This is a genomic window from Bacillus sp. FSL R7-0166, assembly GCF_038008935.1.
Classification (GTDB): Bacteria; Bacillota; Bacilli; order Bacillales; family Bacillaceae; genus Bacillus; species Bacillus altitudinis.
This window is the reverse complement of sequence record NZ_JBBPAC010000001.1, coordinates 3,120,760-3,144,583: the sequence shown is the minus strand read 5'-3', so window position 1 is coordinate 3,144,583 and position 23,824 is coordinate 3,120,760. Positions and strand designations below refer to the sequence as shown.

Below are 23,824 nucleotides of genomic sequence, written 5' to 3'. Positions count from 1 at the left end.
TATATGAATGAAGCAATTCAACCAATTGATCCGATTGCTTTTCAGCTCGGACCTATTTCGGTTCATTGGTATGGTGTGATTATTGGGGTCGGAGCCCTGCTTGGACTCTGGCTCGCATTAAGGGAGTGTGAAAAAAGAGGCATCAATAAAGATATGTTTATTGATCTCATCTTATTTGCCATTCCTATCGCCATTATTTGTGCACGAATTTATTATGTATCCTTTGAATGGGATTATTATCAGCAGCACCCAAATGAAATCATCAAGATTTGGAATGGTGGAATTGCCATACATGGCGGACTAATAGGGGCGGTGCTGACAGCGATTGTCTTTACTAAAGTGAGAAAGGTGTCCTTTTGGAAAATCGCCGATGTCGCAGCGCCTAGTATTTTACTAGGGCAAGCCATCGGGCGCTGGGGGAACTTTATTAATCAGGAAGCGCATGGTGAGGCTGTTTCAAGAGCCTTTTTAGAAAATTTGCACCTGCCTGAGTTTATTATTAATCAGATGTACATTGACGGGACCTACTATCACCCTACGTTCTTATATGAATCATTATGGAATATCGCAGGCGTTTTGATATTAATCTTATTACGTAGAACATCATTGCGTCGAGGCGAAATGTTCTTGTCTTATTTAATCTGGTATTCAATCGGCCGTTTCTTCATTGAAGGAATGAGAACAGACAGCTTAATGCTGACTGAGCATCTTCGAATTGCACAGATGATTTCGATTGCCATATTTGCAGTGGCTGTTTTGCTGATTGTGTTTAGAAGAATCAAGGGATATGCATCTATACGGTATAAAGAGAACAACTCATCAAATTAAGCAAGGGGGATAAGAGATGGGTGAGACATGGAAAAACGGCTTGAAAGCAGGGTTATCGACAACTTGGACACTTGGAAAAGTCATTTTTCCGGTTACCATTCTCGTTAGTATCTTGCAGCATACACCTGTGATGGATTGGATGATACAATTCATCCGTCCTTTTATGGGCCTGTTTGGTCTTTCAGGGGAAGCGGCCATTCCGCTTGTTTTAGGAAATATGCTGAACTTGTATGCGGGTATTGCAGCCATCTTGACATTAGAGCTGCCTGTGAAGGAAGTGTTCATTTTAGCGGTCATGCTCTCCTTTTGTCACAACTTGATCATCGAATCAACAGTGGCGGCGAAGGTTGGGCTGCGGGTGTCTGTCATTTTGCTGGTGAGAATCAGTCTTGCCGTCGTGTCAGCAATTGTCATTCACCTCGTTTGGCAGGGAGGCGAGGAGCCGGCGCAATATGGTTTGCTGACAGCTGCTCAGTCGGCTGATGTGCCTTCTAGCTGGTATATGATCGTACTTCTTGCTTTACAGAAAGCTGTTCTTGGTGTGCTGCAGCTGGCTTGTATTGTCATTCCTCTCATGATCATCATTCAATTTATGAGAGACTTAGGGTGGCTCCATACGCTGTCTAAGTGGCTGTCTCCTTTTACGAGAATGCTTGGAATGAAAGAAAATACGTCTATGACGATGGTGGCTGGTTTAACCATTGGTCTTGCCTACGGGGCAGGCGTCATGATGAAGGCAGTGGAAGAGGACGGTGTCAGCAAAAAGGATTTAACGCTTGCTTTCATTTTCCTTGTGGCGTGTCATGCGGTGGTCGAAGATACACTCATTTTCATTCCTTTAGGTATTCCAGTCTGGCCGCTTCTTCTTATTCGCCTTATTTCTGCTATTTTATTGACAGCTGCCATCAGCTATATCTGGCGGAGGCGCGAACATACAGCTGTTAGAAAGGAAGCCATATGAACCAATCAACTATTAACACAGTGCTATTTGATTTAGATGGCACATTAATCAATACAAATGAATTAATTATTGCTTCATTTCAGCATACGCTTGATCATTATTACCCTGGTCAATACAGCCGTGAGGATATCCTTCATTTCATTGGTCCATCATTATTTGATACATTCTCTGCAATGGATCCGAATCTGACAGATGACATGATTCAGATGTATCGAACGTTTAATCATGAACAGCATGACCTGCTTGTGACGGAGTACGAGACGGTGTTAGACACGTTGAAAATTCTTCAGGATCGAGGGTTTAAGCTTGGTATTGTGACTACAAAAATACGTGATACGGTTTTAATGGGATTAAAGCTGACTGGTTTGGAGCCTTTTTTTGAGGTCATTGTCACACTTGATGATGTACAAAATGAGAAGCCGCATCCAGAACCAGTCCAGCTGGCATTATCCAAGCTCGGCAGTGATCCGCATGAGGCGATCATGGTTGGCGATAACTATCACGACATTTTATCTGGTCAAGCGGCAGGGACGAAAACAGCAGGTGTTGCTTGGTCTATTAAGGGAGAAGAAGCCCTGTTAAAGCATCGCCCTGATTATATGCTGCAGAAAATGAGTGATCTCTTGGCGATTGTTGGAGCTGATTAAGTTGAGAAAAACAGATCGTTATCCTGTCAAAGGGGTCAATTCGCTTAGACAAGTCTATCGGACGGTCCCCTTTCTCAAGGTTGTGAAAAACTTTATCTTTATTCAAATGGCAAGGTATACGCCTTTTATGGGAATGAAAAATTGGATTTATCGCACCTTCCTTCGAATGAAAGTCGGGGAGGATACGGCGTTTGCTTTAATGGTGATGGTCGATCTCATGTTTCCTGAGAAAATCACTGTCGGTCGAAATAGTGTGATTGGCTATAACACGACCATTTTGTCCCATGAGTATTTGATTAAAGAGTATAGGCTTGGGGAAGTCTATATTGGTGATGAAGTCTTAATTGGGGCAAATTCAACGATTCTACCTGGAGTGACAATTGGTGATGGTGCGATTGTATCGGCAGGAACTCTTGTGAACAAAGATGTTCCGGCAGGCTCCTTTGTTGGAGGTAATCCAATGCGGATGATATATACAAAAGAGGAAATGGAAGCACGTCAATCTACGTCTGCTGAGTAGCTCGGCAGACTTTTTTGTTGACATTCTAACTTGGTGTAACTATAATGATTACAACAGAGGTGAGAAAACATGAAAATCAGCAGCAGATTTACTGTCGCTGTCCATATTCTGGCCTTGCTATCACTTGAAAAAGGATCATTACAGACATCGGAGGATATCGCAGGAAGTGTCAATACAAATCCAGTGGTCATTCGCCGTATCATGAGTAAGCTCAAAAAAGCAGGCCTAATCTCAACGAGTCTTGGCAAAGGCGGTTCTCAATTAAACCGAAGTGAGGATGACATTACACTGCTCGATGTGTATAAAGCGGTTGAAGTGGTGGATGAGGGAGAGTTGTTTCAAATTCATGAAAGCCCAAACCCTGACTGTCCGATCGGTGCAAATATTCAAGCTGTACTAGAATTAATTTTGTGCCGTGCTCAAAGTGCGATGGAGCAAGTGCTTGCTGAGATCAAATTAAGTGAATTAACGCAGGTTTTAATCAAAAAAATTGGATGATCTATTCAATTTTTTTTACCTCTGTTGTAACCATTTTGGTTACATCTTAAGTGATCAAAATAACCTTATATTGTAGGAGGAATTTACATGAACATTGGAATCATTGGCGCAACAGGTAAAGCAGGACAACACATTTTAAAAGAAGCTCAATCGAGAGGGCACGAAGTAACGGCAATCGTTCGAGATGCACAAAAAGTGACTAATTCATCAGCAGCTGTTTTAGAAAAGGATGTTTTTCACTTAGAGGCAGGAGACGTCAAAGGTTTTGATGTGATCGTAAATGCATTTGGTGCGCCAGCAGGACAAGAGCACCTTCATGTAGAAGCAGGGAAAAAACTCATTCATCTCTTGAAAGAGACACCAGAAACGCGTTTAATCGTCGTGGGAGGTGCTGGAAGTTTATTTGTAGATGAGGCCAAAACAACTAGACTGATGGACACACCGGAGTTTCCAAAGGAATACCTTGCTACTGCTTCACACCAAGGAGAAAACTTAAAAGATCTTCAAAAGACCGAAGGATTAAAATGGACATTTTTAAGTCCAGCAGCCTTCTTTAATCCAGCAGGCAAACGGACAGGTGCTTATGTGAAAGGCAAAGACCATCTTATCGTCAATTCAAAGGGTGACAGCTATGTGAGTTATGCTGACTACGCCGTTGCGCTTGTCGATGAGATAGAACAAGCTGCTCATGTTGGAGAACGTTTTACTGTGGTTTCTGAAGCAGAATAAGCAGAATAACATGCGTTTCATTGTCGCTAAAAAACGATGAGTGAGGAGTCTGTCTTATGAATGATCAAGAAAAATCTTTTATCTATGTATGGGATGCGTATTGTGGCTGGTGTTATGGATTTTCAAACAGCATCCGTACTTTACACGAAAATCACCCTGAGATATCACTGACACTTGTATCGGGCGGTTTATTTGTAGGAGAGCGTCGTCTACCGATAAAGAATTATCCACACATTTCAGAAGCAAACGAGCGTATCAGTCAGCTGACAGGTGTCGAATTTGGAGACCGTTATGAAGAGTTGCTAGAAAACGGAACATTCATTTTAGACTCTGAGGCTGCTGCAATTGGATTTTCAGCATTAAGATCCATCGCACCAGAGCATGCATTGTACTTGGCTTCATCTATGCAAAAGGCCTTTTATCAAGACGGAAAAAGCCTAAGTGATGAAGAAACTTATAGAGATATCGCTATGAAACACCAACTTGACCCTGATGTATTGGTTGAACGAATGAATGAGACAGAAACGATCAATGATGCGTATGCCGATTTTGCAAAGGTTCAGCAATTGAACGTGAATGGCTATCCTACACTTTTACTAAAAAAAGGGGATGAATACATCAGCCTTGGTGGGGGTGCGATGACGGCTGAAAAGCTTGAAGACCGTCTGAAGGAAATACTAACAAAATAAATCATTCAAAAACATCCTCCATTCGTATGGAGGATGTTTTTGATGCATGTGTGAATTCTCTTCAATGGGAGAAGTGGTCTATGCTTTAATGATAATCGCCTGGCTGCCCATCTGTTTCCAAGAATCCTCAAACTGTTCACGATCGACTTTTTGATTTTTTTCTCCGTATGGGTTATTTAAGTAGATGTGATCCTTGTCGTAGCCAGTGATGACGACGCTATGCATATTAAAGCTGATATCTATTTTCCCATTTGGTGTATTCCATGTTTCAATGTTATCTGTTTTGGCAAAGGTCGAAGTGGTAATGACCCAGACAGGATAACCTTTTTCAAGTGATTGATAGATGGCCTTTTTGACTGGCTTGCCGGTTAAGTCCACCGCTTGATTACCTGCATATTTTTTCGCAAGCTGATAAATGGGTTCGTGGTACACACCAAGACCTGGCCCATTCTCCATATCGCCTACAAACCCGTCATGAGGGTCTCCTTTTAAGCCATTCTCATAATTGAGCGGGACACGCTTAATCTCGTTTGCCAATGCGTTTTTCGTTATATGCTCATAGCCGCTGTAATGAAGAAGCATGGCTAAGCTCGTGACTTCGCATCCGTTATAAAGCTTTGGTGCATCCATTTGATTAAAGAGGATGACGTCCATGGCTTTTTTATTTCCTTTTAAACTAGAATGTGTTGTTTCTGTTTTTTTCGTAGAATGCGTTTCTTCTGCTGCTAGTGCGGTGTCATTTTCTTTTTCTTTGGCTTCTTGCGGTGACGTTGTTTTCTTGACTTGGTCGAATTGTGAAATGAAAATAAAGCCGAAATAAACAAGACATGCGCACAACAAAGTTAAGATTAATGTCTGGATGAATTTCACTGTAATCTCCTGTGTTATTCAATATTTTTAAGTATTATAGCATGTTCCTAAAGCAAAGAGATCAAAAAGGATTAGGTGTCATTTTAATGTAATATATGAACAAATGATTAAGGAAAAAAAGGGGAAAATAAAAATGATTGATTTAATCACTTTATTTTGTTAGCATATTATCATATTAGCGAACTAAAGGATTCGGAATTTTTTGTTTTAATGTGTTGGAGGTGCGGAACATGTTCATGTTTGAAAAACCATATGGTATGCGAGATTCATTACCAGGATTGTATGAGACGAAGAAAAGAGTTAGGCATTCTTTAACAGAGGTCATAAATAGTTGGGGTTATCGTTTAATGGAAACGCCAACGCTTGAATTTTACGATACAGTCGGTGTTCAATCGGCGATTACAGATACGCAGCTGTTTAAGCTTCTTGATCAAAATGGTCAAACCCTTGTGCTTAGACCTGATATGACGGGACCGATTGCGAGAGTGGCGGCTTCAAAGCTTCACGAACAGGCGTATCCGCTTCGAGTCGGTTATGCAGCCAACGTGTTTCGGGCACAGGAAAGAGAAGGCGGAAGACCTTCTGAATTTGAGCAGGTCGGTATTGAATTGATCGGTGATGGTTCGATTAGTGCAGATGCTGAAGTCATAGCGCTTGTTGTGTTTGCATTAAAAAATGCCGGACTTCAATCCTTCAAAATTGCGATTGGGCATGTGGCTTTGGCAGAGACCTTGTTTTTAGATGTACTAGGGAATACAGAGCGGGCGAACGTATTGCGCCGATTTTTATATGAAAAGAATTATGTGGGATACAGGCAGCATGTCAAACAATTGCCGCTCTCATCCATCGATAAAACAAGGCTGCTCCAGCTTTTAGAGCTGCGCGGCGGTCAAGAAGTGACCGAGCAGGCTGAAGAAATTGTGGTGTCACAAGAGGGCAAAGAAGTGCTGGCGGAGTTAAAGGCGCTGTGGGAGACACTTGAAGATTACGGCTGTACAGAATATATCCGTTTGGATTTAAGCATGGTTAGTCATATGAGCTACTATACGGGGATTTTGTTTGAAGTATTTGCAGATCATGTTGGGTCTGTGATCGGAAGTGGAGGAAGGTATGATCAATTGCTTGCTCACTTTGATGCACCCGCACCCGCTACAGGCTTCGGACTTCGATTAGACCGTCTTCTTGAGGCACTCGACGCAAAAGAAATAAATGAGCCCCAAGAGGCTGTGATTTTTAGTAAAGAACAGCGGCTTGAAGCATTTGATTTTGCAGAAAAAGAGCGGACAAAGGGCAAAAGGATTGTTCTCCAAGACTTAGCAGGTATTGAAAATATCGATGCCATGACCAAGGCATTTGAGCAAGTGACTTATTTTATCGGCGCTAGAAAGGAAGAGCAAAATGGGTAAAGTGTTGACAATGGCAATGCCAAAGGGGCGGATATTTGAAGAAGCAGCAGGGCTATTAAGACAGGCTGGATATCAGCTGCCGGAGGAATTCGAAGATTCAAGAAAATTAATCATTGATGTACCGGAAGAAAATCTCCGCTTTATTTTAGCGAAGCCAATGGATGTGACGACATATGTAGAGCACGGTGTAGCGGATGTGGGCATTGCAGGCAAAGACGTCATGCTTGAAGAAGCACGGGATGTGTACGAAGTGCTCGATTTAAACATTAGCAAATGTCATTTAGCTGTAGCGGGCTTGCCGGGAGCCAGCTGGGGCGGTGTCGCACCGCGTGTGGCTACAAAGTACCCAAATGTCGCTTCTTCTTATTTTAGAGAACAAGGTGAGCAGGTGGAGATCATTAAGCTAAATGGTTCCATTGAATTAGCACCGCTCATCGGACTTGCCGATCGAATTGTTGACATTGTCTCCACCGGTCAAACACTTAAGGAAAATGGACTTGTCGAAACGGAACATATTTGTGACATTACGTCACGTTTTATTGTCAATCCTGTGAGCTATCGAATGAAGGATGCGGTAATCGATGAAATGGCGCAGCGTCTGGCAAGAATCATCGAAGGAGAAGGGGAGCAAACATCATGAACATCACCTACATACAAGAAGGTGAGACAGACACTCTCTCACTCAAGCGTTCTCTAGATACAGGAACGGAAGAGCAGCGACTGGCTGTTCAGCGGATTATCGAAGAAGTGAGAAAAAATGGTGACGAAGCGGTACGGTCTTTCACGAAGCAATTTGACGGTGTCTCTATTGAACAACCACTTGTGACGGAGGAGGAAAAGACAAAAGCCTACGAACGTTTGGAACCGGAGATGATCCAAATCATCCAAAAAGCGATCCGGAATATTCGAACATACCACGAGCGTCAGCTAACCTCCTCTTGGTTTTATCACCAAAAGGACGGCTCAATGCTAGGTCAGAAAGTAACGCCGCTCGATGCGGTCGGTGTATATGTCCCAGGCGGAACGGCCGCCTATCCATCATCTGTTTTAATGAATGTGATCCCGGCACTTGTTGCCGGCGTTGAGCGAATTGTCCTTGTGACACCGCCAGGAAAAGACGGTCGTCTGTCTGACGCTGTACTAGTAGCAGCGAAGGAGCTAGGCATTTCAGAAATGTACAAAATGGGTGGTGCTCAGGCGATAGCCGCTCTTGCATATGGAACGGACAGTATCCAGCCTGTTGATAAAATCACCGGTCCAGGAAACATTTATGTAGCACTTGCCAAACGGGAAGTATTTGGTCAAGTAGACATTGATATGATTGCGGGCCCAAGTGAAATTGCTGTCTTAGCAGATGAAACGGCAACTGCACATGAGGTGGCAGCTGATTTGCTTTCACAGGCAGAGCATGATGCATTGGCATCTAGTATTTTGGTGACACCATCTAAAGGATTGGCTGAAGCAGTGCAAGCGGAGGTGCAAGCGCAGCTTGATACTTTGCCAAGGAAATCAATTGCAGCACAATCTATTCAAGACCATGGTTATATTTATGTAACAGAATCTTTGGATCGTGCAGTTGATATCGTGAACCAGTTAGCCCCAGAGCATTTAGAAGTGCTGACGGCGTATCCAGAATCACTACTTGGTCAAATCAAGCATGCTGGAGCAATTTTCTTAGGGCGTTACAGCCCAGAGCCGGTAGGGGATTACTTCGCAGGACCGAACCATGTGCTGCCAACAAACGGGACGGCAAGGTTTTCTAGTCCGCTCGGCGTCACGGATTTCCAAAAGAAAACGAGCATCATTTCATATAGTAAAGAAGCCTTTGAAACACATAGGGAAAGCATTGCGGCTTTTGCAAGATTAGAAGGGCTTGAAGCACATGCCAGATCGATTGAAGCGAGAAAGCGGGAGGAATCAAAATGAGACAGGCGGAAACAGCGAGACAGACAAATGAAACGAACATTTCGTTAGCGCTAGAGATTGATGGCGAAGGAAAAGCAGATATTCAGACAGATGTCCCTTTTATGACGCACATGCTCGACTTATTCACGAAGCATGGACATTTTAACTTAACTGTAGATGCAAAAGGAGACACAGATGTCGATGATCACCACACAACAGAAGATATTGGCATTGTGCTTGGGCAGATGTTTAAAGAAGCGCTCGGTGATAAAAAAGGAATTAAGCGCTACGGCTCTAGTTTTGTTCCAATGGATGAAACACTCGCCCAAGTAGTCGTGGATTTAAGCAATCGTCCTCATTTGGAAATGAGAGCCGATTTCCCTAGTCAGAAGGTCGGCACCTTTGATACGGAGCTGGTTCATGAGTTTCTTTGGAAATTTGCCCTTGAAGCACGAATCAATCTGCATGTGATCGTTCACTATGGAACCAATACCCACCATATGATTGAAGCCATTTTTAAAGCGATGGCACGCGCCTTAGATGAAGCAACAACCATTGATCCGCGTGTGAAAGGGATTCCGTCGACAAAGGGGATGCTCTAATGATTGGCGTAATTGACTATGGAATGGGAAATTTGTTTAGCGTATCAAAAGCACTGGAACGAGCAGGAGCGTCTTATATCGTGTCTTCTGAAGCAGAGGAGCTGAAAAAGGCAGATGCGTATATTTTGCCAGGAGTCGGTTCATTTCGTGATGCGATGCTGCTGTTAAGACAGACAGGACTTGAGGCGTTTATCCACCAAGTCGTGCAGGAAGGAAAGCTGTTATTTGGCATTTGCCTTGGCATGCAGTTGTTGTTTGAAGAAAGTGAAGAAGCAGGAAAAACAAAAGGGCTAGGCCTTTTAAAAGGACGTGTCGTTCTTTTGAAGGATCGTGATCAGGATGGACAAAGGCTGAAGGTGCCTCATATGGGCTGGAATGAGCTCACATTTCATCAGCCCTCTCCATTGTTTGAAGGTGTGCCGGAAGGATTTGCATACTTTGTTCACTCTTATTATGTGAGCGGCATGAATCCAGAAGACCTATTGGCAAGTGCACCCTATGGTGTGCAAGTACCTGCCGTTGTTGGGAAGGGGAATGTGTTTGGAACGCAGTTTCACCCTGAAAAAAGCAGTACAACAGGAATGGCACTGTTGAAACAGTTTATTCAATTAGCAAACGAACAGAGGGTGAGCAAATGAGTGATTTTACATTATATCCAGCAATTGATATGAGAAATGGCAAATGTGTACGACTTGTGCAAGGAGACTATGACCAAGAAACCATTTATGGAGATTCACCGTTAGACATGGCGAGACTGTTTGCAAATGAAGGAGCGAAATGGATACATCTCGTTGATTTAGATGGCGCAAAAGCAGGAAAACGCGTGAATCATGAGCATGTGCTGGCGATTGCTTCCTCATTAGATGTGAATGTCCAAATTGGCGGCGGCATTCGGACAGAAGAAGATGTTGCATTTTATTTAAACAATGGCGTATCGAGAGTCATTCTTGGCAGTTCAGCGGTGTCAAACCCGGTTTTTGTGAAAAAAATGCTGGCGCAATATGGAGAGAAAATCGCCATTGGCATTGATGCACGAAACGGTTTTGTATCGACTGAAGGCTGGCTTGAAACGTCGGAAGTGAAGGCGGAGGAACTTGGTCAGGAACTGGCAAAGGAAGGCGCAGAGGTCTTCATTTTCACGGATATTCAAATGGATGGCATGCTGTCTGGTCCAAATGTGGAAAGTACGGTTCGATTAGCAGAAGCAACTGGCAAACAAGTCATTGCCTCAGGTGGTGTCAGTGCAGTGAGTGATCTGCAAAAGCTGTCAGCACAAAAGCAGACAGGTGTGTCTGGTGCAATCATTGGCAAGGCGCTGTACACAAAGCAATTTACTTTAGCTGAAGCGTTTGAAGGGCTTGACAGCATATGATGACAAAACGAATCATTCCATGTCTTGATGTAAAGGAAGGGCGTGTGGTCAAAGGGATCCAATTTCTAGGGTTGAAGGATGCTGGTGATCCGGTCGAATTAGCGCAGATCTATGACGAGGAAGGTGCGGATGAACTCGTCTTTCTTGATATATCTGCCTCTCATGAAGGCCGAAAAACGATGGTGGATGTGGTCAAACAAGTGGCATCCACTCTCGCTATCCCGTTCACGGTGGGCGGCGGGATTAACCACCTTGATGACATGAAGCGTATTTTAAGAGCGGGGGCAGACAAGGTGTCTGTGAACACAGCGGCTGTTTTAAGACCGGAGCTAATAACAGAAGGAGCCGACTTTTTTGGTTCACAGTGCATAGTTGTTGCGATTGATGCGAAATACGATGAAGAGAAACAAGCATACATGGTCTATACGCACGGAGGACGCCGTCAAACGGATTTAGAAGTGAGTGACTGGGCGAAAGAAGCCGTGCGAAGAGGAGCAGGCGAGATCTTGCTGACTAGCATGGATGCCGATGGTGAGAAAACGGGCTTTGAGCATCGTTTGACGAAGCTTGTATCAGAAACAGTCACAGTGCCAGTTATTGCTTCAGGAGGTGCTGGCAATGCGCAGCATATGCTGGAGGCTTTTACAAAAGGTGAAGCTGATGCCGCACTCGCAGCCTCTATTTTCCATTATAAAGAAACCTCAATTCAAGAGGTGAAGACATTTTTGAGAGAACACGGGGTGAAGGTAAGATGAAACAGGCAAACGAATTAACCTTTAATAATGCAGGTCTCATTCCTGCCATTGTACAGGATGCTCAAAGCAAGGAAGTTCTTACTTTGGCGTATATGAATCAAGAATCCTATGAAAAAACATTAGAGACAGGGGAAACATGGTTTTTTAGCCGGTCGAGAAATGAGCTTTGGCACAAAGGAGCCACATCTGGACACACCCAGCGTGTCACATCCATTCGCTATGACTGTGATCAAGATGCCCTGCTTGTTCTAGTGACACCAAGCGGTCCAGCCTGCCATACAGGCAGCTATAGCTGTTTTTCGGAAGAGGGCGTGAAACAGCAAAGGGGAGAACAAGACCGCTTTGCCATTTTAAATGAACTGGAACAGGTCATTGCGAAGCGTCAGATGGAAATGCCAGAAGGAGCTTATACAACCTATCTCTTTGAAAAAGGAGTCGACAAAATCCTGAAAAAGGTAGGGGAAGAAGCTTCTGAAGTCATCATTGCAGCGAAGAACCGTGATCAAGAAGAATTGAAATGGGAAACAGCAGATCTTCTGTATCACCTTCTTGTGTTATTACGTGAACAGCAGCTGCCTCTTGATGATGTATTAAAGGTATTGAAAAAGCGCCATCAAGGGGAATGAAAAGCTGGGGGTACCCCCAGCTTTTTGCTTTTAAATGAAAAACAAATCCTTCCTTTCCTTTTGTTCTATGTGACGACTCATGAAGTATGTTATACTACACACGGTACACTGTTCGAAATGGAGGGTATCGGTGAGTAAATACACTTCTCAAAATAATCACACACAAGTCGTCCAGCTATTCCAAGATGGGCATTACTTTTTTCATAAAGGTCTAAAAGCATATAGAGAAAGAAATCTGTCTAGGGCAAGTAAGCTGATACAGCGGGCCATCGTACTTGAGCCTGAAAATGTAGAAATGCTGTCGCAGCTTGCCATTATTTATACTGAAATGGGGCATTACCAACAATCTAATGAACTGCTTGATTTTATCCTTGAACACTTGGATGAGAACATGTCAGAGTGTCACTACTTTAAAGCCAATAATTATGCGAATCTCGGTTTGTTTCAAGAGGCATATAGATGCGCCACTGCTTATGCTGCGCTGGAAGAAGACGGGGAATTTGCAGATGAAAATGACGATCTCCTCGATCTGCTTGATATGAGTGACGATGTTGATGAAGATTTTCCTTATGATCAGGATGATCTGATTGTAAAGCAGGATCAAGCCAACCATTTGCTAGAAAGCGGCAGGCTGGATGAAGCAATCGAGATGCTGGAACAGATGATTGTTGAGTATCCAGAGTTTTGGTCAGCGTATAATAATCTCGCTTTGGCCTATTTTTATTCTGGCCAAATCGATCAGGCAAAAGAAATGTTGAACCGGGTCCTTCATGAAAATCCCGGTAATCTGCATGCCCTTTGTAATCAGCTTGTTTTCTATCATTATGAAAAAGAAGAAGAAAAGGTCAATCTGTTAGCGAAGCAATTAACGCACGTGTATCCAATATTAAGTGAACAGCGTTATAAGCTTGGCGCAACATTTGCCCTTGTTGGAGAATTTGAATGGGCATTTAAATGGCTTTATTCTTTGTATAAAACAGGTTTCCAAGGTGATAGTACGTTTTTATACTGGCTGGCAAGTGCAGCCTATTATACGGGCCACAAAACGCTGGCGCAAACCGTCTGGGATAAGATGGTGGAAGAAGATATTGATGCAGATGAAATCAAGCCGTGGCAAGACAAACCAGAGGAGTCTGAGCCAATGGTTTCAATTGAGGAACGACTCACTGCCTACTATGTCAGCAAACAAAAAGGTGAACGTGACGTCTTGCAATCTGTTCTTGATTCCCGCGCTGCGAAAACGGCCTTTGAACAGCAGTTTATTGAGTTACTTTTATATGAAGATCAAATGGAAGAACGATCGTTTTCAGAAGATGCGGTCTTCGCAAAACAGGCGGCATCTGCTTTGGAAGAAGCGGTGCAGCCTGATAGCCACATGCCATATTTTTGGTTATTCCATATTATTCAGCAAGCACGCGCTTCAGGCGTAGAGAAGAAAAATGCCATTGCATGGGCAGCAGCTTCTTATTATCTATGGATGAATGAACAAGAAGAATCAGCTGTCAGCAAAAAAGAGATCGCAGCTTCTTTTCAGATCAGCGTTCAAACGCTGTCAAAATATGAGAATGTTATTTGTGCGTTCATGGTTTGAATAGGTAAATAGAATCAGATAACAGCAGCATGGCCGAAAAGGTCATGCTTTTTTCTTGGATAAAAAGGTGGGATTTGCTAGGATTTGGCGAAGTATGACAATCTCGACATCTATTTGAAACATAAATGTAATAAAAATATTAGCTCATTTTGTCGATGTGTCATGTATAATGAAACTCGTGGATTAAAACAAAGATATATATTTAAATATTTTACTATACATAATGCAACACCTAGTGATAGAAACAATCTGGTCAACATCTGACTGAATCATCAGGAAGAAAGACACAGGAAGCACAGATTGGTCGCAGAGAATTTGCTGCTTTCTCATGTCGCTTGGGAAATTGTCAAAGGAGGAACTATACGTGAAAAAGTTTATTACTTTCGGTTTAGCTTCGGTGATTGGAGCGAGCGGTTTATTTATTCCATTTACTCATGAAGCAAATGCACAGAACTTTGAACAAAAGAAACAAGAACTAGACAGCAAGCAGTCAGAGGTAAACAAGAATCTTCAAAAGAAAAAAGAAGAGCTTTCAAAGCTTGAGGCAAAACAAGAGGCACTTGCGCTAAAGCTAAAAGAAATTGACGAAAAAGCTTTAAAAACAAGTGATCAAATCGAAGAAAAACAAAAAGAAAACGAAAAAACAAAAAAAGAAATCAAAGCACTGAAAAAAGAAATTGCTGATACAGAAAAACGTATCGAAGAAAGAAACGAATTCTTGAAAAAGCGTGTACGTGCGCTTCAAGAAAGCGGTGGTTCTACGAAATACATAGATGTATTACTAGGAGCAAAAAGCTTTAGCGATTTCATCAGCCGTGCAGGTGCTGTATCTACATTAATCAACGCAGACAGCGAAATCATTAAAGAACAAGAAAGAGACAAAGCGGAATTACAAAAGTCTGAAAACGAATTAAACACAAAGCTTGAAGATGTTCAAAAGACGCTTGCAAAGCTTGAAACACTTCAAACAGACTTAAATAAACAGCTTGATGAGAAAGACAAGCTATTCAAGCAAGTGAAAAAGCAAAAAGGAAGTGCCTCTTCTCAAATCAGCGAGTTAAACACTGAGGCAAACAGCATTGCATCTGAAAAAGACGCAACAATCGCTGCTCAAAAACAAGCTGAAAAAGAAGCAAGAGAAGCTGCTCAACAAGCAAAAGAAGAAAAAGCACAAAGACAACAGCAACGTCAAGCTAGTGTTCAAGCAGAAGACAACAGCTCTAATAATGACAGCGGTTCTTCTTCAAATAACAGTGGATCTTCAAATAATAACAACAACAGCAGTTCACCAAGCAAAAAGCCATCTTCTGGCGGTGGATCACCTGTTAGCAATAACGTAGGCGGAATCGAAGGTGCAATCAGCACAGGTTCTACGATTGTAGGACAATCTCCATATAAATGGGGCGGCGGCAGATCACAAGCCGATATTGACGCACGTCGTTTTGACTGTTCTTCATTCGTTCGCTGGGCATTTGCATCAGCAGGCATCAACCTTGGACCAGTTGGCGGTACAACAACAGATACGCTTGTAGGTAAAGGAAGAGCTGTAAGTGCATCTGACATGAAACGCGGAGACCTTGTGTTCTTTGATACGTACAAAGTAAATGGCCACGTTGGTATTTACTTAGGAAACGGTACATTCTTGAACGATAACAGCTCTCGCGGTGTTTCAGTTGACTCAATGAGCAACGTTTACTGGAAAAAAGCATTCAAAGGCGTTGTAAGAAGAGTCGTTGAATAAATCATTACTTACTATATAACCGTAAACAGGCTTCCTTAAACAGCAGTTTAAGGAAGCTTTTTCTTTTTTTGAAGATATGAGCAAATGATTCGCTTATTATCCGCAGATTTAATAGGATATGGGTAAGGAATAAAAGCTAAGAGTGGAAATGATGCTCTCTGTCATGAATGGAAGCATCACCCAAGGGCATTCTAATAAGAAATGCTAGCAGCAATTGAAGAGGGAGTGACAGTTGTGTCAGAAGAAAAAATCTACGATACGATCATCATTGGAGCGGGTCCTGCCGGAATGACAGCCGCTGTTTATACATCACGGGGAAATCTTTCAACACTGATGATTGAAAGAGGAATTCCAGGCGGACAAATGGCGAATACGGAAGATGTCGAGAACTATCCGGGCTTTGAAAGCATCTTAGGGCCGGAACTTTCAAATAAAATGTTTGAGCATGCAAAGAAATTCGGTGCCGAGTATGCGTATGGCGATATTAAAGAAATTGTAGATGGTGAAGAGTACAAAATCGTCAAAGCTGGTTCAAAAGAATACAAAGGACGCTCTGTCATTATTGCGGCAGGTGCTGAATACAAAAAAATCGGTGCACCAGGCGAAAAAGAACTTGGCGGCCGCGGCGTATCATACTGCGCTGTATGTGACGGTGCCTTCTTTAAAAACAAAGAGCTTGTCGTGATTGGTGGAGGAGACTCAGCAGTAGAAGAGGGTGTTTACCTCACTCGCTTTGCATCTAAAGTCACAATTGTCCATAGACGCGACAAACTTCGTGCCCAAAGCATCTTACAAGCACGTGCATTTGATAATGAAAAAATCGACTTTATGTGGAACAAAACCGTTAAAGAAATCAATGAAGAAAATGGGAAAGTCGGCAGTGTGACATTAATTGATACCGTGACAGGTGAGGAAGAAGACTTCAAAACAGATGGCGTCTTTATCTACATCGGTATGTTGCCGCTGTCTAAACCATTTGAAAATCTAGGGATTACAAATGCAGAGGGCTACATTGAGACGAACGAAAGAATGGAAACAAAAGTTGAAGGAATCTTCGCAGCTGGTGACATTCGTGAGAAAACACTTCGTCAAATCGTCACAGCAACAGGTGATGGAAGTATTGCAGCACAGAGTGCACAGCATTATGTAGAAGAGCTTGCTGAAAAGCTAAAAGCAATGAAATAAACAGCTGTCGTAAATCCTTAATATTGCGTCACGGGCTTTTAACTGGAATGTAACACGGGTGAAATAATTATCCGTTATGATGAAACTAGTAATTGACCCCCTTTTATAAGGAATACATGTTTGGCACGGATGTGAATCCGTGTCCTTTTTTTTTGCTTAAAATCAGAAATTCACGAGATGTTCACAAATGACGCATGGAGAACCGTTACATGTTGTAAAATAAAGAATAGAGAAAGTGCCCGTCGCCATATTCATACGAAAACCTGTCTGTTTTCAGTGAAGAACGGGCATGTTCATTGTGGGAGTCATGATGAACCTGTATAATAAGAAAAAGACATAAAAGAGTAGGTGACAGCTGATGCAACGAGTAACCAATTGTGTGCTGCATCACGAAGATCAAGTTCTCTTGCTGCAAAAGCCAAGACGAGGCTGGTGGGTAGCACCTGGCGGCAAAATGGAGAGCGGAGAATCGGTCAAGGATTCAGTCGTTCGAGAATTTAGAGAAGAAACAGGCATTTATATTTTAAATCCTCAGCTAAAAGGCGTGTTTACCTTTATCATAAAAGAAGGCGATCAAATCGTTCAAGAGTGGATGATGTTCACCTTTATGGCAGATTCCTTTACAGGAAAAAACGTATCAGAGTCGGAGGAAGGCATTTTAAAATGGCATGATGTAAAAGATGTGCCCAGCTTGCCGATGGCTCCAGGAGATTCCCATATTCTTGACTTCATGTTGAAAGGGAAAGGACTTCTCCACGGCACTTTTACGTATACACCAGATTTTGAGCTGATTGCTTATCGATTAGATCCTCAAGGAGACTAATAAATGAACCGTTTTCATAAAGAAGGAGAGGGAGCAGGCATGAATACGCACAAACAAGATGATATTCAGCTTGTGATTATTACAGGGATGTCAGGTGCGGGGAAAACCGTTGCCATCCAAAGCTTTGAAGACTTAGGTTACTTTTGTGTGGATAACTTACCGCCATCACTTTTACCGAAGTTTCTAGAGCTCATGAAGGAATCCAATTCAAAGATGAGCAAGGTGGCCCTTGTGATGGATTTGCGAGGACGTGAATTCTTTGATAGCTTAATTGCTGCCTTAGATGAGATGAGTGATATCGGCTGGATCACACCAAGGATTCTATTTTTAGATGCAAACGATAAGGTGCTTGTCTCAAGATATAAAGAAACGAGACGTTCTCATCCCCTTGCGACAACAGGTTTGCCGCTCGAAGGAATTGAGATGGAACGCGCTCTGTTAGAAGAGTTAAAAGGCCGGGCTCAAATGATTTTTGATACATCGGATTTAAAACCGAAACAGCTTCGAGAAAAAATTGTCGCACACTTTGCCACAAGCCAAGGGCAGGTGTTTACAGTGAATGTGATGTCCTTCGGTTTTAAATACGGTCTGCCAATTGATGCTGATCTTGTATTTGATGTGAGATTTCTGCCGAATCCTTACTATATTGAGAGCATGCGTCCACAGACTGGAAATGATGAAGAAGTACGCTCCTATGTCATGAAGTGGAGTGAAACGCAAAAGTTCACAGAGAAATTAATCGACCTTCTCAGCTTTATGCTTCCGTCCTATAAACGAGAAGGGAAAAGTCAGCTGGTGATCGCTATTGGCTGTACAGGTGGACAGCACCGATCAGTGACGCTAGCGAACTACTTATCGGAGTATTTTAAAAATGACTACTATACTCATGTCACTCACCGGGACATTGAAAAGAGAAGCAGAAAATAGATGACGACACTTCCAAAGGTGGTCATTCTTGGCGGGGGCACTGGCTTATCTGTTTTGCTCAGAGGGCTAAAAACAAAGCCAGTGGATATTACCGCTATTGTAACGGTTGCTGATGACGGAGGAAGCTCAGGCAGACTGCGACATGATTTGAATATTCCGCCTCCAGGCGATATTCGAAATGTACTTGCGGCACTCTCTGATGTCGAACCGCTTGTAGAAGATTTATTTCAGCACCGTTTTAATAAAGGGAATGACTTAACAGGCCACTCTCTCGGCAATCTCATTCTTGCGGCTATGACGAATATAACCGGTGATTTTTTTCATGCTGTCACAGAAATGAGCAAGGTCTTAAATGTGAGAGGAAAAGTATTGCCAGCAGCGAATTCAAGTGTTGTTCTTCATGCTGAATTAGAAAATGGGCAAGTGGTAACAGGAGAATCAAAAATCCCAACCTATGGTGAGCGAATTAAACGAGTGTTTCTCACACCCGATACGATAGAGCCGCTCCCAGAATCCATTCAAGTCATTCGTGAAGCCGACTTGATCGTCCTTGGACCTGGCAGCTTGTATACAAGTATCTTGCCAAACTTGCTTGTACCGCATATTGGCGAAGAAGTGATTCGTTCTAAGGCGAAAAAAGTCTATATTTGTAATGTCATGACACAGCCGGGGGAAACGCTTTCCTACAGTGCAGCTGATCATGTGCAGGCACTAAACGATCATATGGACCGACCATTTATCGATACGATATTTGTGAACAATAAAGAAATTCCAGAAGAAATCAAAGCAAAATATGCAGAAGAGCAGGCGCAGCCTGTACAATTCGACACAGATGTACTCAAAGCCATGGGACTAGAAGTCATCCCTGGGGAAATCATTACATATGACCAGCATGTGATTCGTCATGACACGCTGAAAGTAGCTGCGCTGCTTGTCGATTTGCTGCATCAGAAAAAATAGGAATGGGGGTGGCAAGGATGTCATTTGCATCCGAAACAAAAAAAGAGCTGACTAATCTGGAAGTGAAGGACTGCTGCACAAAAGCAGAGCTTTCTGCCCTCATCCGTATGAACGGTTCATTATCTTTTTCTAATCGAAAATTGATTTTAGATATACAGACAGAGAACGCAGCCATTGCAAGACGTATTTATACCCTTTTGAAAAAGAAATACGATGTGACTGTCGAGCTGCTCGTTCGTAAAAAAATGAGATTAAAAAAGAATAATGTGTATATTGTCAGACTGGTAGAACGAGCGAAAACCATTTTAGAGGACCTAAAGATATTAGGTGAACAATTTGTATTTGAACGCAACATTTCAGAAGAACTTGTGAAGAAAAGATGCTGCAAGCGTTCCTATATGAGAGGTGCTTTTTTAGCAGGAGGTTCTGTGAATAATCCAGAAACCTCTTCGTATCACCTTGAGATTTTTTCACTATACAAAGAACATAATGATGCCCTTTGTGAGCTCATGAATCAATTCCATCTTAACAGTAAAACACTTGAACGAAAAAAAGGCTTTATCACATACATGAAGGAAGCTGAGAAAATTACGGAATTCTTAAGTGTTGTGGGTGCTCATAACTCATTGCTTCGTTTTGAAGACGTGCGCATCGTCCGAGATATGAGGAATTCAGTGAACCGGCTCGTCAATTGTGAAACAGCAAACTTGAATAAAACGATCGGTGCCTCACTGCGCCAGGTTGAAAATATTCAATTCATTGACGAAAAGATTGGACTAGACGCCCTGCCAGATAAGCTGCGTGAAATTGCGCAACTGCGTATCGACTACCAAGAAGTCACACTAAAGGAACTTGGCGAAATGGTGGAAAGCGGCAAGATCAGCAAATCAGGCATTAATCACCGTTTAAGAAAGCTAGATCAAATTGCAGAACAATTAAGAAACGGACAAGCTGTTACACTCAAATAGGGAAATAAAAAAGGGAGGCAGATCATATGGTGGAAAAAACGGTCACAATTCAGCTGAAAACGGGTTTGCAGGCACGTCCGGCTGCTTTGTTCGTTCAAGAAGCCAATCGTTTTGGTGCTGATATTTTTCTAGAGAAAGATGGGAAAAAGGTCAATGCGAAGAGTATTATGGGACTGATGAGCCTTGCGATCAGCTCTGGGGTCACCGTCAAACTAATAGCTGATGGAGCAGATGAACAAGAAGCCATCGATGCGTTAACGGATTTTATCAATCAAGAAAACTGAGTCTCTTCAAGGGCTCAGTTTTTTTAGGAGGGAAAGTTGTGATTCAATCAGCCTTTTTACAGAAAATTGGATATGAAGCCGCGTCCATTACCTTTGATCAATTGCCTGATTTACTAAGGAAGATGGCTTATACCTTTCCTTTTGAAAATAGATCTGTGGTGGGTAAACACGCCTATGCTTTGGATCAAGAAGGTTTGAAGCATCATCTTCTGGAAGGCAGCAGAGGTGGTCTTTGCTATGACCTCAATCCGCTCTTATATTATGTCTTAAAAGAGGCAGGTCTCGCTGTACAGCTCGTTCAAGGGACCGTATATAACAAAGAAGCGGAGAAGTGGGCACTGGATGGGACGCATGTAGCCATCGTCCTTCAACATCACCATGAGCGCTACCTCATTGATGCAGGATTTGGTGTGAATTTACCCCTTCAGCCCGTCCCTTTTACAGGTGAATGGGTGGAAGCACCGTCCCTTCGTTTTCGAGTGAACGCAGAGGAAACAGAAAAAGGAACCCATCTACTCCAATTGGATAGGGGAGCGGGTGCTGAAACAGGTTATGCTTTTACATTGAAAGAAGTCGGTGAAGATACACTTGTGCAATTGAGGCATGAGATTTATGAAAATGAAGCCTCTCCTTTTAACAAAAGGCCGCTTGCATCCAAACTGACACCAACAGGTCGTGTGATCGTGACAGAAGATCATGTCACGATACATGAACAGGAAGAAGTATCGAAGAAACCACTCTCACAACCGTTTGAGGAGTACGTACAAAAACTGCTTCCGTAAACAATATGAAAAAAGACAGCCCTTTTGACTTAGGGCAGTCTTTTTACAATGATTAACGAATCCGCGTAAATGTCGCATAGTGATCGGTTGTTTTATAAATGAGCCAGTCACTTGAGTATACTAGGCGGTCAGCATTACGGAAACCGGAGACGTAGTTGATGTCGGCTTCACGCCATGTACGGCCACTAGCTGATGGAAGGCGTCCTTCCCGATTAGAGAATACGTCTCCACCGATGCTTTTGCCCGGCGCGACTTCAGCTAAATTTCCTTTTGATGCAACCCATCCGAGGGCGCTCGCTTGTGATTTGGTGATGTAATTATCAGGTAGTCGTTTATAGCGGATTAAGTAATCTGCTACACCATCAAAGGTATTAATGACGGCAAGGGTACGAAGGTCTGGTGCAAGCTGTACGGAAGCAGTTTCATTTGTGGCTGTTGGTGTAAGTGGTGTTTCTGCATGGGCTTGCTGCGGGATAAATCCAGAAAACAGAATGGCAGCAATCAGAGCGAACAGAGTAAAAATCGAACTTATTTTTTTCATCTTGATCCTCCTCAAAAGGAAATGGGATGCCGTCCTCTTGATGCTTGTCTATCTCATATTATAGCACCGGCATATGAAGAGAATGTAAAGAATCAGGAGATTGGTGAAAATGAGGCTTTTTGACCTACTGTCTCTAGATGACGTAAACAAAAAGACGCAGTTCCCTGCGCCTTTTTTCAATTAAGATGAGGCAAGCTCCTTCACAATATCAACAGGGGCTTTGCCGTCAATTCCATGAATCACATTATGAATGGCTCGTTTCAGCATAAGGTCTCTTGTCGTTTCAGTAGCGGAACCGATATGCGGGGCAAGTGTGACATTGTCCATCTCTTTGAAAGGATGATCTTCCTGAAGCGGTTCTTGCTCGTACACATCCAGACCAGCTCCTTTAATCCACCCTTCCTGCAGTGCTTGAATGAGGCTTTTCTCATCGACGGTTTTTCCGCGGGAGATGTTCACGAATAAAGCTGTCGGCTTCATTAATTTCAATTCCCGCTCTCCTATCATATGGTACGTCTCATCAGTCAGCGGTGTGATTAACACGATGATATCAGCTTGCTTCAGCAAGTCATCCAGTGCACAATATACAGCGCCATATGCCGATTCGGCTTTCTCGTTTCGGCTCCGGTTGTGATAGAGAACGTTCATATCAAAACCATGAGCGGCTCGTTTGGCTACTTGCTCACCGATTCGTCCCATTCCAATGATCCCAAGCGTTTGATGATGGACGTCAATGCCGAATATATCTTCCTCTTGAACAAATTTTGTCCATTCTCCCTTGCGGATAAAACGATCAAGCTCGGCAATTCTCCTTGCAGAAGAGAGAATGAGCGAAAAGGCAAGATCAGCAACGGTATGATCGAGTGTATAAGGCGTGTGCGTACCAATCACGCCTCTTTGTCTCATGGCTTCTAGATCAAAATTGTCATAGCCGACTGAATTATTGCTCACCACCTTGAGTTGGGGTGCATGATCTAATAAATCTTGATCAATTTTCGTACCAGATGTTAAAAGGCCATCAGCATTCTGCAGCTTCTCAAATAACAGATCTCTTGGGATCGGGTCCTTTGACTGCCATACCTCATATGTACAATGTTCCTTTAGCATGTCTTCAAAAGAGGCAGGTAAGGGTTTGGCGACAAAAATATGTGGTTTTATCATCAACTCGCTCCTTTCACATGATCATCTTTCTCTTTTTATTATAAAGCAACCATTTTGGCAGTACACGTTTGAATATGAGCTGCTCAATATTTAATATACTGAAATAACGGAAAAGGAGAGATTTTTATAGTGAAAGAGTAAATGACATGGCCATCTGATGTCTTTTTATGATGTAGAAAAACGAGTGATTAGTAGATGAGTCATAGAAAAATGCTAGATGTTTCGAGAGATAATCTGACAAACTGGAAAATAGATCGAGACTTTTTGATAGAAAATTTATTATATTTGCAGTGTATTAAACGGGATGGTCATTTTCTACTAAACCATTTCATCGTTTTTTGGTGAAATGAGAGCCATCGTTTGTAAGCAAAAGCCGCATATCCCCTGTGCTGAAGCGGAACAAAGAGCAAAATAGAGAAAATGTTTACATATTCTCTCATCGTTTTCTCATTT

At 42.7% G+C, this 23,824-nt stretch carries 26 protein-coding genes and 1 pseudogene; 24 read left to right on the top strand and 3 right to left on the bottom strand.

Annotated features, from left to right (window positions below):
- Positions 1-3 precede the first annotated feature (3 nt).
- The 7 genes from lgt to NST01_RS16395 all read left to right on the top strand — a co-directional run bounded on the left by lgt (position 4) and on the right by NST01_RS16395 (position 4,872).
- Complete coding sequence (lgt, locus tag NST01_RS16425; protein WP_046344550.1) at positions 4-828, top strand: prolipoprotein diacylglyceryl transferase; 825 nt, start codon at positions 4-6, stop codon at positions 826-828.
- 16 nt (positions 829-844) lie between these two features.
- Positions 845-1,789, top strand: coding sequence for a nucleoside recognition domain-containing protein (locus NST01_RS16420; RefSeq protein ID WP_025208037.1), 945 nt, complete (start codon positions 845-847; stop codon positions 1,787-1,789).
- Positions 1,786-2,436, top strand: coding sequence for a pyrophosphatase PpaX (ppaX, locus tag NST01_RS16415; protein ID WP_017357895.1), 651 nt, complete (start codon positions 1,786-1,788; stop codon positions 2,434-2,436). Before NST01_RS16420 ends, ppaX begins: the two co-directional genes overlap by 4 nt.
- Position 2,437: 1 nt before the next feature.
- Positions 2,438-2,956 (top strand): acyltransferase, encoded by a 519-nt coding sequence (locus tag NST01_RS16410; protein WP_017368116.1) that lies wholly within the window; start codon positions 2,438-2,440, stop codon positions 2,954-2,956.
- 69 nt (positions 2,957-3,025) lie between these two features.
- Positions 3,026-3,454, top strand: a complete 429-nt coding sequence (locus tag NST01_RS16405) for an Rrf2 family transcriptional regulator (protein ID WP_003213266.1) — start codon at positions 3,026-3,028, stop codon at positions 3,452-3,454.
- An 87-nt stretch (positions 3,455-3,541) separates the two neighbouring features.
- On the top strand, positions 3,542-4,183 hold the full coding sequence (locus NST01_RS16400; protein ID WP_007500066.1) for an NAD(P)-dependent oxidoreductase: 642 nt from the start codon (positions 3,542-3,544) through the stop codon (positions 4,181-4,183).
- A 56-nt stretch (positions 4,184-4,239) separates the two neighbouring features.
- Positions 4,240-4,872: a DsbA family protein gene (locus NST01_RS16395; RefSeq protein WP_048001948.1), complete on the top strand. Its 633-nt coding sequence runs from the start codon at positions 4,240-4,242 to the stop codon at positions 4,870-4,872.
- Positions 4,873-4,950: 78 nt separating this feature from the next.
- Here NST01_RS16395 and NST01_RS16390 read toward each other — a convergent pair whose 3' ends face one another.
- On the bottom strand, positions 4,951-5,742 hold the full coding sequence (locus NST01_RS16390) for a C39 family peptidase (RefSeq protein ID WP_048001949.1): 792 nt from the start codon (positions 5,740-5,742) through the stop codon (positions 4,951-4,953).
- A gap of 230 nt (positions 5,743-5,972) precedes the next feature.
- On the opposite strand from NST01_RS16390, the gene NST01_RS16385 reads away from it, so the two are divergent.
- From NST01_RS16385 to NST01_RS16305, 17 genes are all read left to right on the top strand, one after another.
- Entirely contained in the window at positions 5,973-7,148 is a 1,176-nt protein-coding gene (locus tag NST01_RS16385) for an ATP phosphoribosyltransferase regulatory subunit (RefSeq protein ID WP_048001950.1), read from the top strand.
- Positions 7,141-7,788 carry an ATP phosphoribosyltransferase gene (gene hisG / locus NST01_RS16380; RefSeq protein WP_017368112.1) on the top strand — a complete coding sequence of 216 codons (648 nt, stop codon included), beginning with the start codon at positions 7,141-7,143 and terminating at the stop codon, positions 7,786-7,788. The genes NST01_RS16385 and hisG overlap by 8 nt, the downstream gene beginning before the upstream one ends.
- The gene (hisD, locus tag NST01_RS16375) at positions 7,785-9,074 is read left to right on the top strand and encodes a histidinol dehydrogenase (RefSeq protein ID WP_048001952.1); all 1,290 of its coding nucleotides are present in this window, start codon (positions 7,785-7,787) and stop codon (positions 9,072-9,074) included. Before hisG ends, hisD begins: the two co-directional genes overlap by 4 nt.
- Complete coding sequence (hisB, locus tag NST01_RS16370) at positions 9,071-9,655, top strand: imidazoleglycerol-phosphate dehydratase HisB (protein ID WP_017368110.1); 585 nt, start codon at positions 9,071-9,073, stop codon at positions 9,653-9,655. Before hisD ends, hisB begins: the two co-directional genes overlap by 4 nt.
- Positions 9,655-10,293, top strand: coding sequence for an imidazole glycerol phosphate synthase subunit HisH (gene hisH, locus NST01_RS16365; protein ID WP_017368109.1), 639 nt, complete (start codon positions 9,655-9,657; stop codon positions 10,291-10,293). The genes hisB and hisH overlap by 1 nt, the downstream gene beginning before the upstream one ends.
- Entirely contained in the window at positions 10,290-11,027 is a 738-nt protein-coding gene (hisA, locus tag NST01_RS16360; RefSeq protein ID WP_007500079.1) for a 1-(5-phosphoribosyl)-5-[(5-phosphoribosylamino)methylideneamino]imidazole-4-carboxamide isomerase, read from the top strand. Before hisH ends, hisA begins: the two co-directional genes overlap by 4 nt.
- On the top strand, positions 11,024-11,782 hold the full coding sequence (gene hisF, locus NST01_RS16355) for an imidazole glycerol phosphate synthase subunit HisF (RefSeq protein ID WP_108611010.1): 759 nt from the start codon (positions 11,024-11,026) through the stop codon (positions 11,780-11,782). The genes hisA and hisF overlap by 4 nt, the downstream gene beginning before the upstream one ends.
- The gene (hisIE, locus tag NST01_RS16350; RefSeq protein ID WP_108611009.1) at positions 11,779-12,408 is read left to right on the top strand and encodes a bifunctional phosphoribosyl-AMP cyclohydrolase/phosphoribosyl-ATP diphosphatase HisIE; all 630 of its coding nucleotides are present in this window, start codon (positions 11,779-11,781) and stop codon (positions 12,406-12,408) included. The genes hisF and hisIE overlap by 4 nt, the downstream gene beginning before the upstream one ends.
- Positions 12,409-12,538: 130 nt before the next feature.
- Positions 12,539-13,999: a tetratricopeptide repeat protein gene (locus tag NST01_RS16345; protein WP_017357904.1), complete on the top strand. Its 1,461-nt coding sequence runs from the start codon at positions 12,539-12,541 to the stop codon at positions 13,997-13,999.
- Between the two features lie 364 nt (positions 14,000-14,363).
- The gene (locus tag NST01_RS16340; RefSeq protein ID WP_017357905.1) at positions 14,364-15,740 is read left to right on the top strand and encodes a C40 family peptidase; all 1,377 of its coding nucleotides are present in this window, start codon (positions 14,364-14,366) and stop codon (positions 15,738-15,740) included.
- A 234-nt stretch (positions 15,741-15,974) separates the two neighbouring features.
- Entirely contained in the window at positions 15,975-16,925 is a 951-nt protein-coding gene (gene trxB, locus NST01_RS16335; protein ID WP_024719880.1) for a thioredoxin-disulfide reductase, read from the top strand.
- A 358-nt stretch (positions 16,926-17,283) separates the two neighbouring features.
- The gene (locus NST01_RS16330; protein WP_008348133.1) at positions 17,284-17,748 is read left to right on the top strand and encodes an 8-oxo-dGTP diphosphatase; all 465 of its coding nucleotides are present in this window, start codon (positions 17,284-17,286) and stop codon (positions 17,746-17,748) included.
- Between the two features lie 39 nt (positions 17,749-17,787).
- Positions 17,788-18,675 (top strand): RNase adapter RapZ, encoded by an 888-nt coding sequence (gene rapZ / locus NST01_RS16325; protein WP_182489029.1) that lies wholly within the window; start codon positions 17,788-17,790, stop codon positions 18,673-18,675.
- Positions 18,676-19,635 (top strand): gluconeogenesis factor YvcK family protein, encoded by a 960-nt coding sequence (locus tag NST01_RS16320; protein WP_008348128.1) that lies wholly within the window; start codon positions 18,676-18,678, stop codon positions 19,633-19,635.
- A 17-nt stretch (positions 19,636-19,652) separates the two neighbouring features.
- Positions 19,653-20,603, top strand: coding sequence for a DNA-binding protein WhiA (gene whiA / locus NST01_RS16315; RefSeq protein ID WP_008348125.1), 951 nt, complete (start codon positions 19,653-19,655; stop codon positions 20,601-20,603).
- Positions 20,604-20,629: 26 nt separating this feature from the next.
- Positions 20,630-20,887, top strand: a complete 258-nt coding sequence (locus NST01_RS16310; RefSeq protein ID WP_008348124.1) for an HPr family phosphocarrier protein — start codon at positions 20,630-20,632, stop codon at positions 20,885-20,887.
- A 38-nt stretch (positions 20,888-20,925) separates the two neighbouring features.
- Positions 20,926-21,669 carry an arylamine N-acetyltransferase family protein gene (locus NST01_RS16305; RefSeq protein WP_341042187.1) on the top strand — a complete coding sequence of 248 codons (744 nt, stop codon included), beginning with the start codon at positions 20,926-20,928 and terminating at the stop codon, positions 21,667-21,669.
- A 52-nt stretch (positions 21,670-21,721) separates the two neighbouring features.
- Here NST01_RS16305 and NST01_RS16300 read toward each other — a convergent pair.
- Positions 21,722-22,048, bottom strand: a pseudogene (locus NST01_RS16300) (ribonuclease); the annotation flags it as partial.
- Positions 22,049-22,390: 342 nt separating this feature from the next.
- Positions 22,391-23,371, bottom strand: coding sequence for a 2-hydroxyacid dehydrogenase (locus NST01_RS16295; RefSeq protein WP_283931120.1), 981 nt, complete (start codon positions 23,369-23,371; stop codon positions 22,391-22,393).
- Between the last annotated feature and the right edge of the window lie 453 nt (positions 23,372-23,824).

Coding starts and splice junctions, on each gene's coding strand:
- lgt (WP_046344550.1), top strand. CDS start 4: ATGAATGAAGCAATTCAACCAATTGATCCGATTGCTTTTCAGCTCGGA.
- NST01_RS16420 (WP_025208037.1), top strand. CDS start 845: ATGGGTGAGACATGGAAAAACGGCTTGAAAGCAGGGTTATCGACAACT.
- ppaX (WP_017357895.1), top strand. CDS start 1,786: ATGAACCAATCAACTATTAACACAGTGCTATTTGATTTAGATGGCACA.
- NST01_RS16405 (WP_003213266.1), top strand. CDS start 3,026: ATGAAAATCAGCAGCAGATTTACTGTCGCTGTCCATATTCTGGCCTTG.
- NST01_RS16400 (WP_007500066.1), top strand. CDS start 3,542: ATGAACATTGGAATCATTGGCGCAACAGGTAAAGCAGGACAACACATT.
- NST01_RS16395 (WP_048001948.1), top strand. CDS start 4,240: ATGAATGATCAAGAAAAATCTTTTATCTATGTATGGGATGCGTATTGT.
- NST01_RS16385 (WP_048001950.1), top strand. CDS start 5,973: ATGTTCATGTTTGAAAAACCATATGGTATGCGAGATTCATTACCAGGA.
- hisG (WP_017368112.1), top strand. CDS start 7,141: ATGGGTAAAGTGTTGACAATGGCAATGCCAAAGGGGCGGATATTTGAA.
- hisD (WP_048001952.1), top strand. CDS start 7,785: ATGAACATCACCTACATACAAGAAGGTGAGACAGACACTCTCTCACTC.
- hisB (WP_017368110.1), top strand. CDS start 9,071: ATGAGACAGGCGGAAACAGCGAGACAGACAAATGAAACGAACATTTCG.
- hisH (WP_017368109.1), top strand. CDS start 9,655: ATGATTGGCGTAATTGACTATGGAATGGGAAATTTGTTTAGCGTATCA.
- hisA (WP_007500079.1), top strand. CDS start 10,290: ATGAGTGATTTTACATTATATCCAGCAATTGATATGAGAAATGGCAAA.
- hisF (WP_108611010.1), top strand. CDS start 11,024: ATGATGACAAAACGAATCATTCCATGTCTTGATGTAAAGGAAGGGCGT.
- hisIE (WP_108611009.1), top strand. CDS start 11,779: ATGAAACAGGCAAACGAATTAACCTTTAATAATGCAGGTCTCATTCCT.
- NST01_RS16330 (WP_008348133.1), top strand. CDS start 17,284: ATGCAACGAGTAACCAATTGTGTGCTGCATCACGAAGATCAAGTTCTC.
- rapZ (WP_182489029.1), top strand. CDS start 17,788: ATGAATACGCACAAACAAGATGATATTCAGCTTGTGATTATTACAGGG.
- NST01_RS16320 (WP_008348128.1), top strand. CDS start 18,676: ATGACGACACTTCCAAAGGTGGTCATTCTTGGCGGGGGCACTGGCTTA.
- whiA (WP_008348125.1), top strand. CDS start 19,653: ATGTCATTTGCATCCGAAACAAAAAAAGAGCTGACTAATCTGGAAGTG.
- NST01_RS16310 (WP_008348124.1), top strand. CDS start 20,630: ATGGTGGAAAAAACGGTCACAATTCAGCTGAAAACGGGTTTGCAGGCA.
- NST01_RS16295 (WP_283931120.1), bottom strand. CDS start 23,371: ATGATAAAACCACATATTTTTGTCGCCAAACCCTTACCTGCCTCTTTT.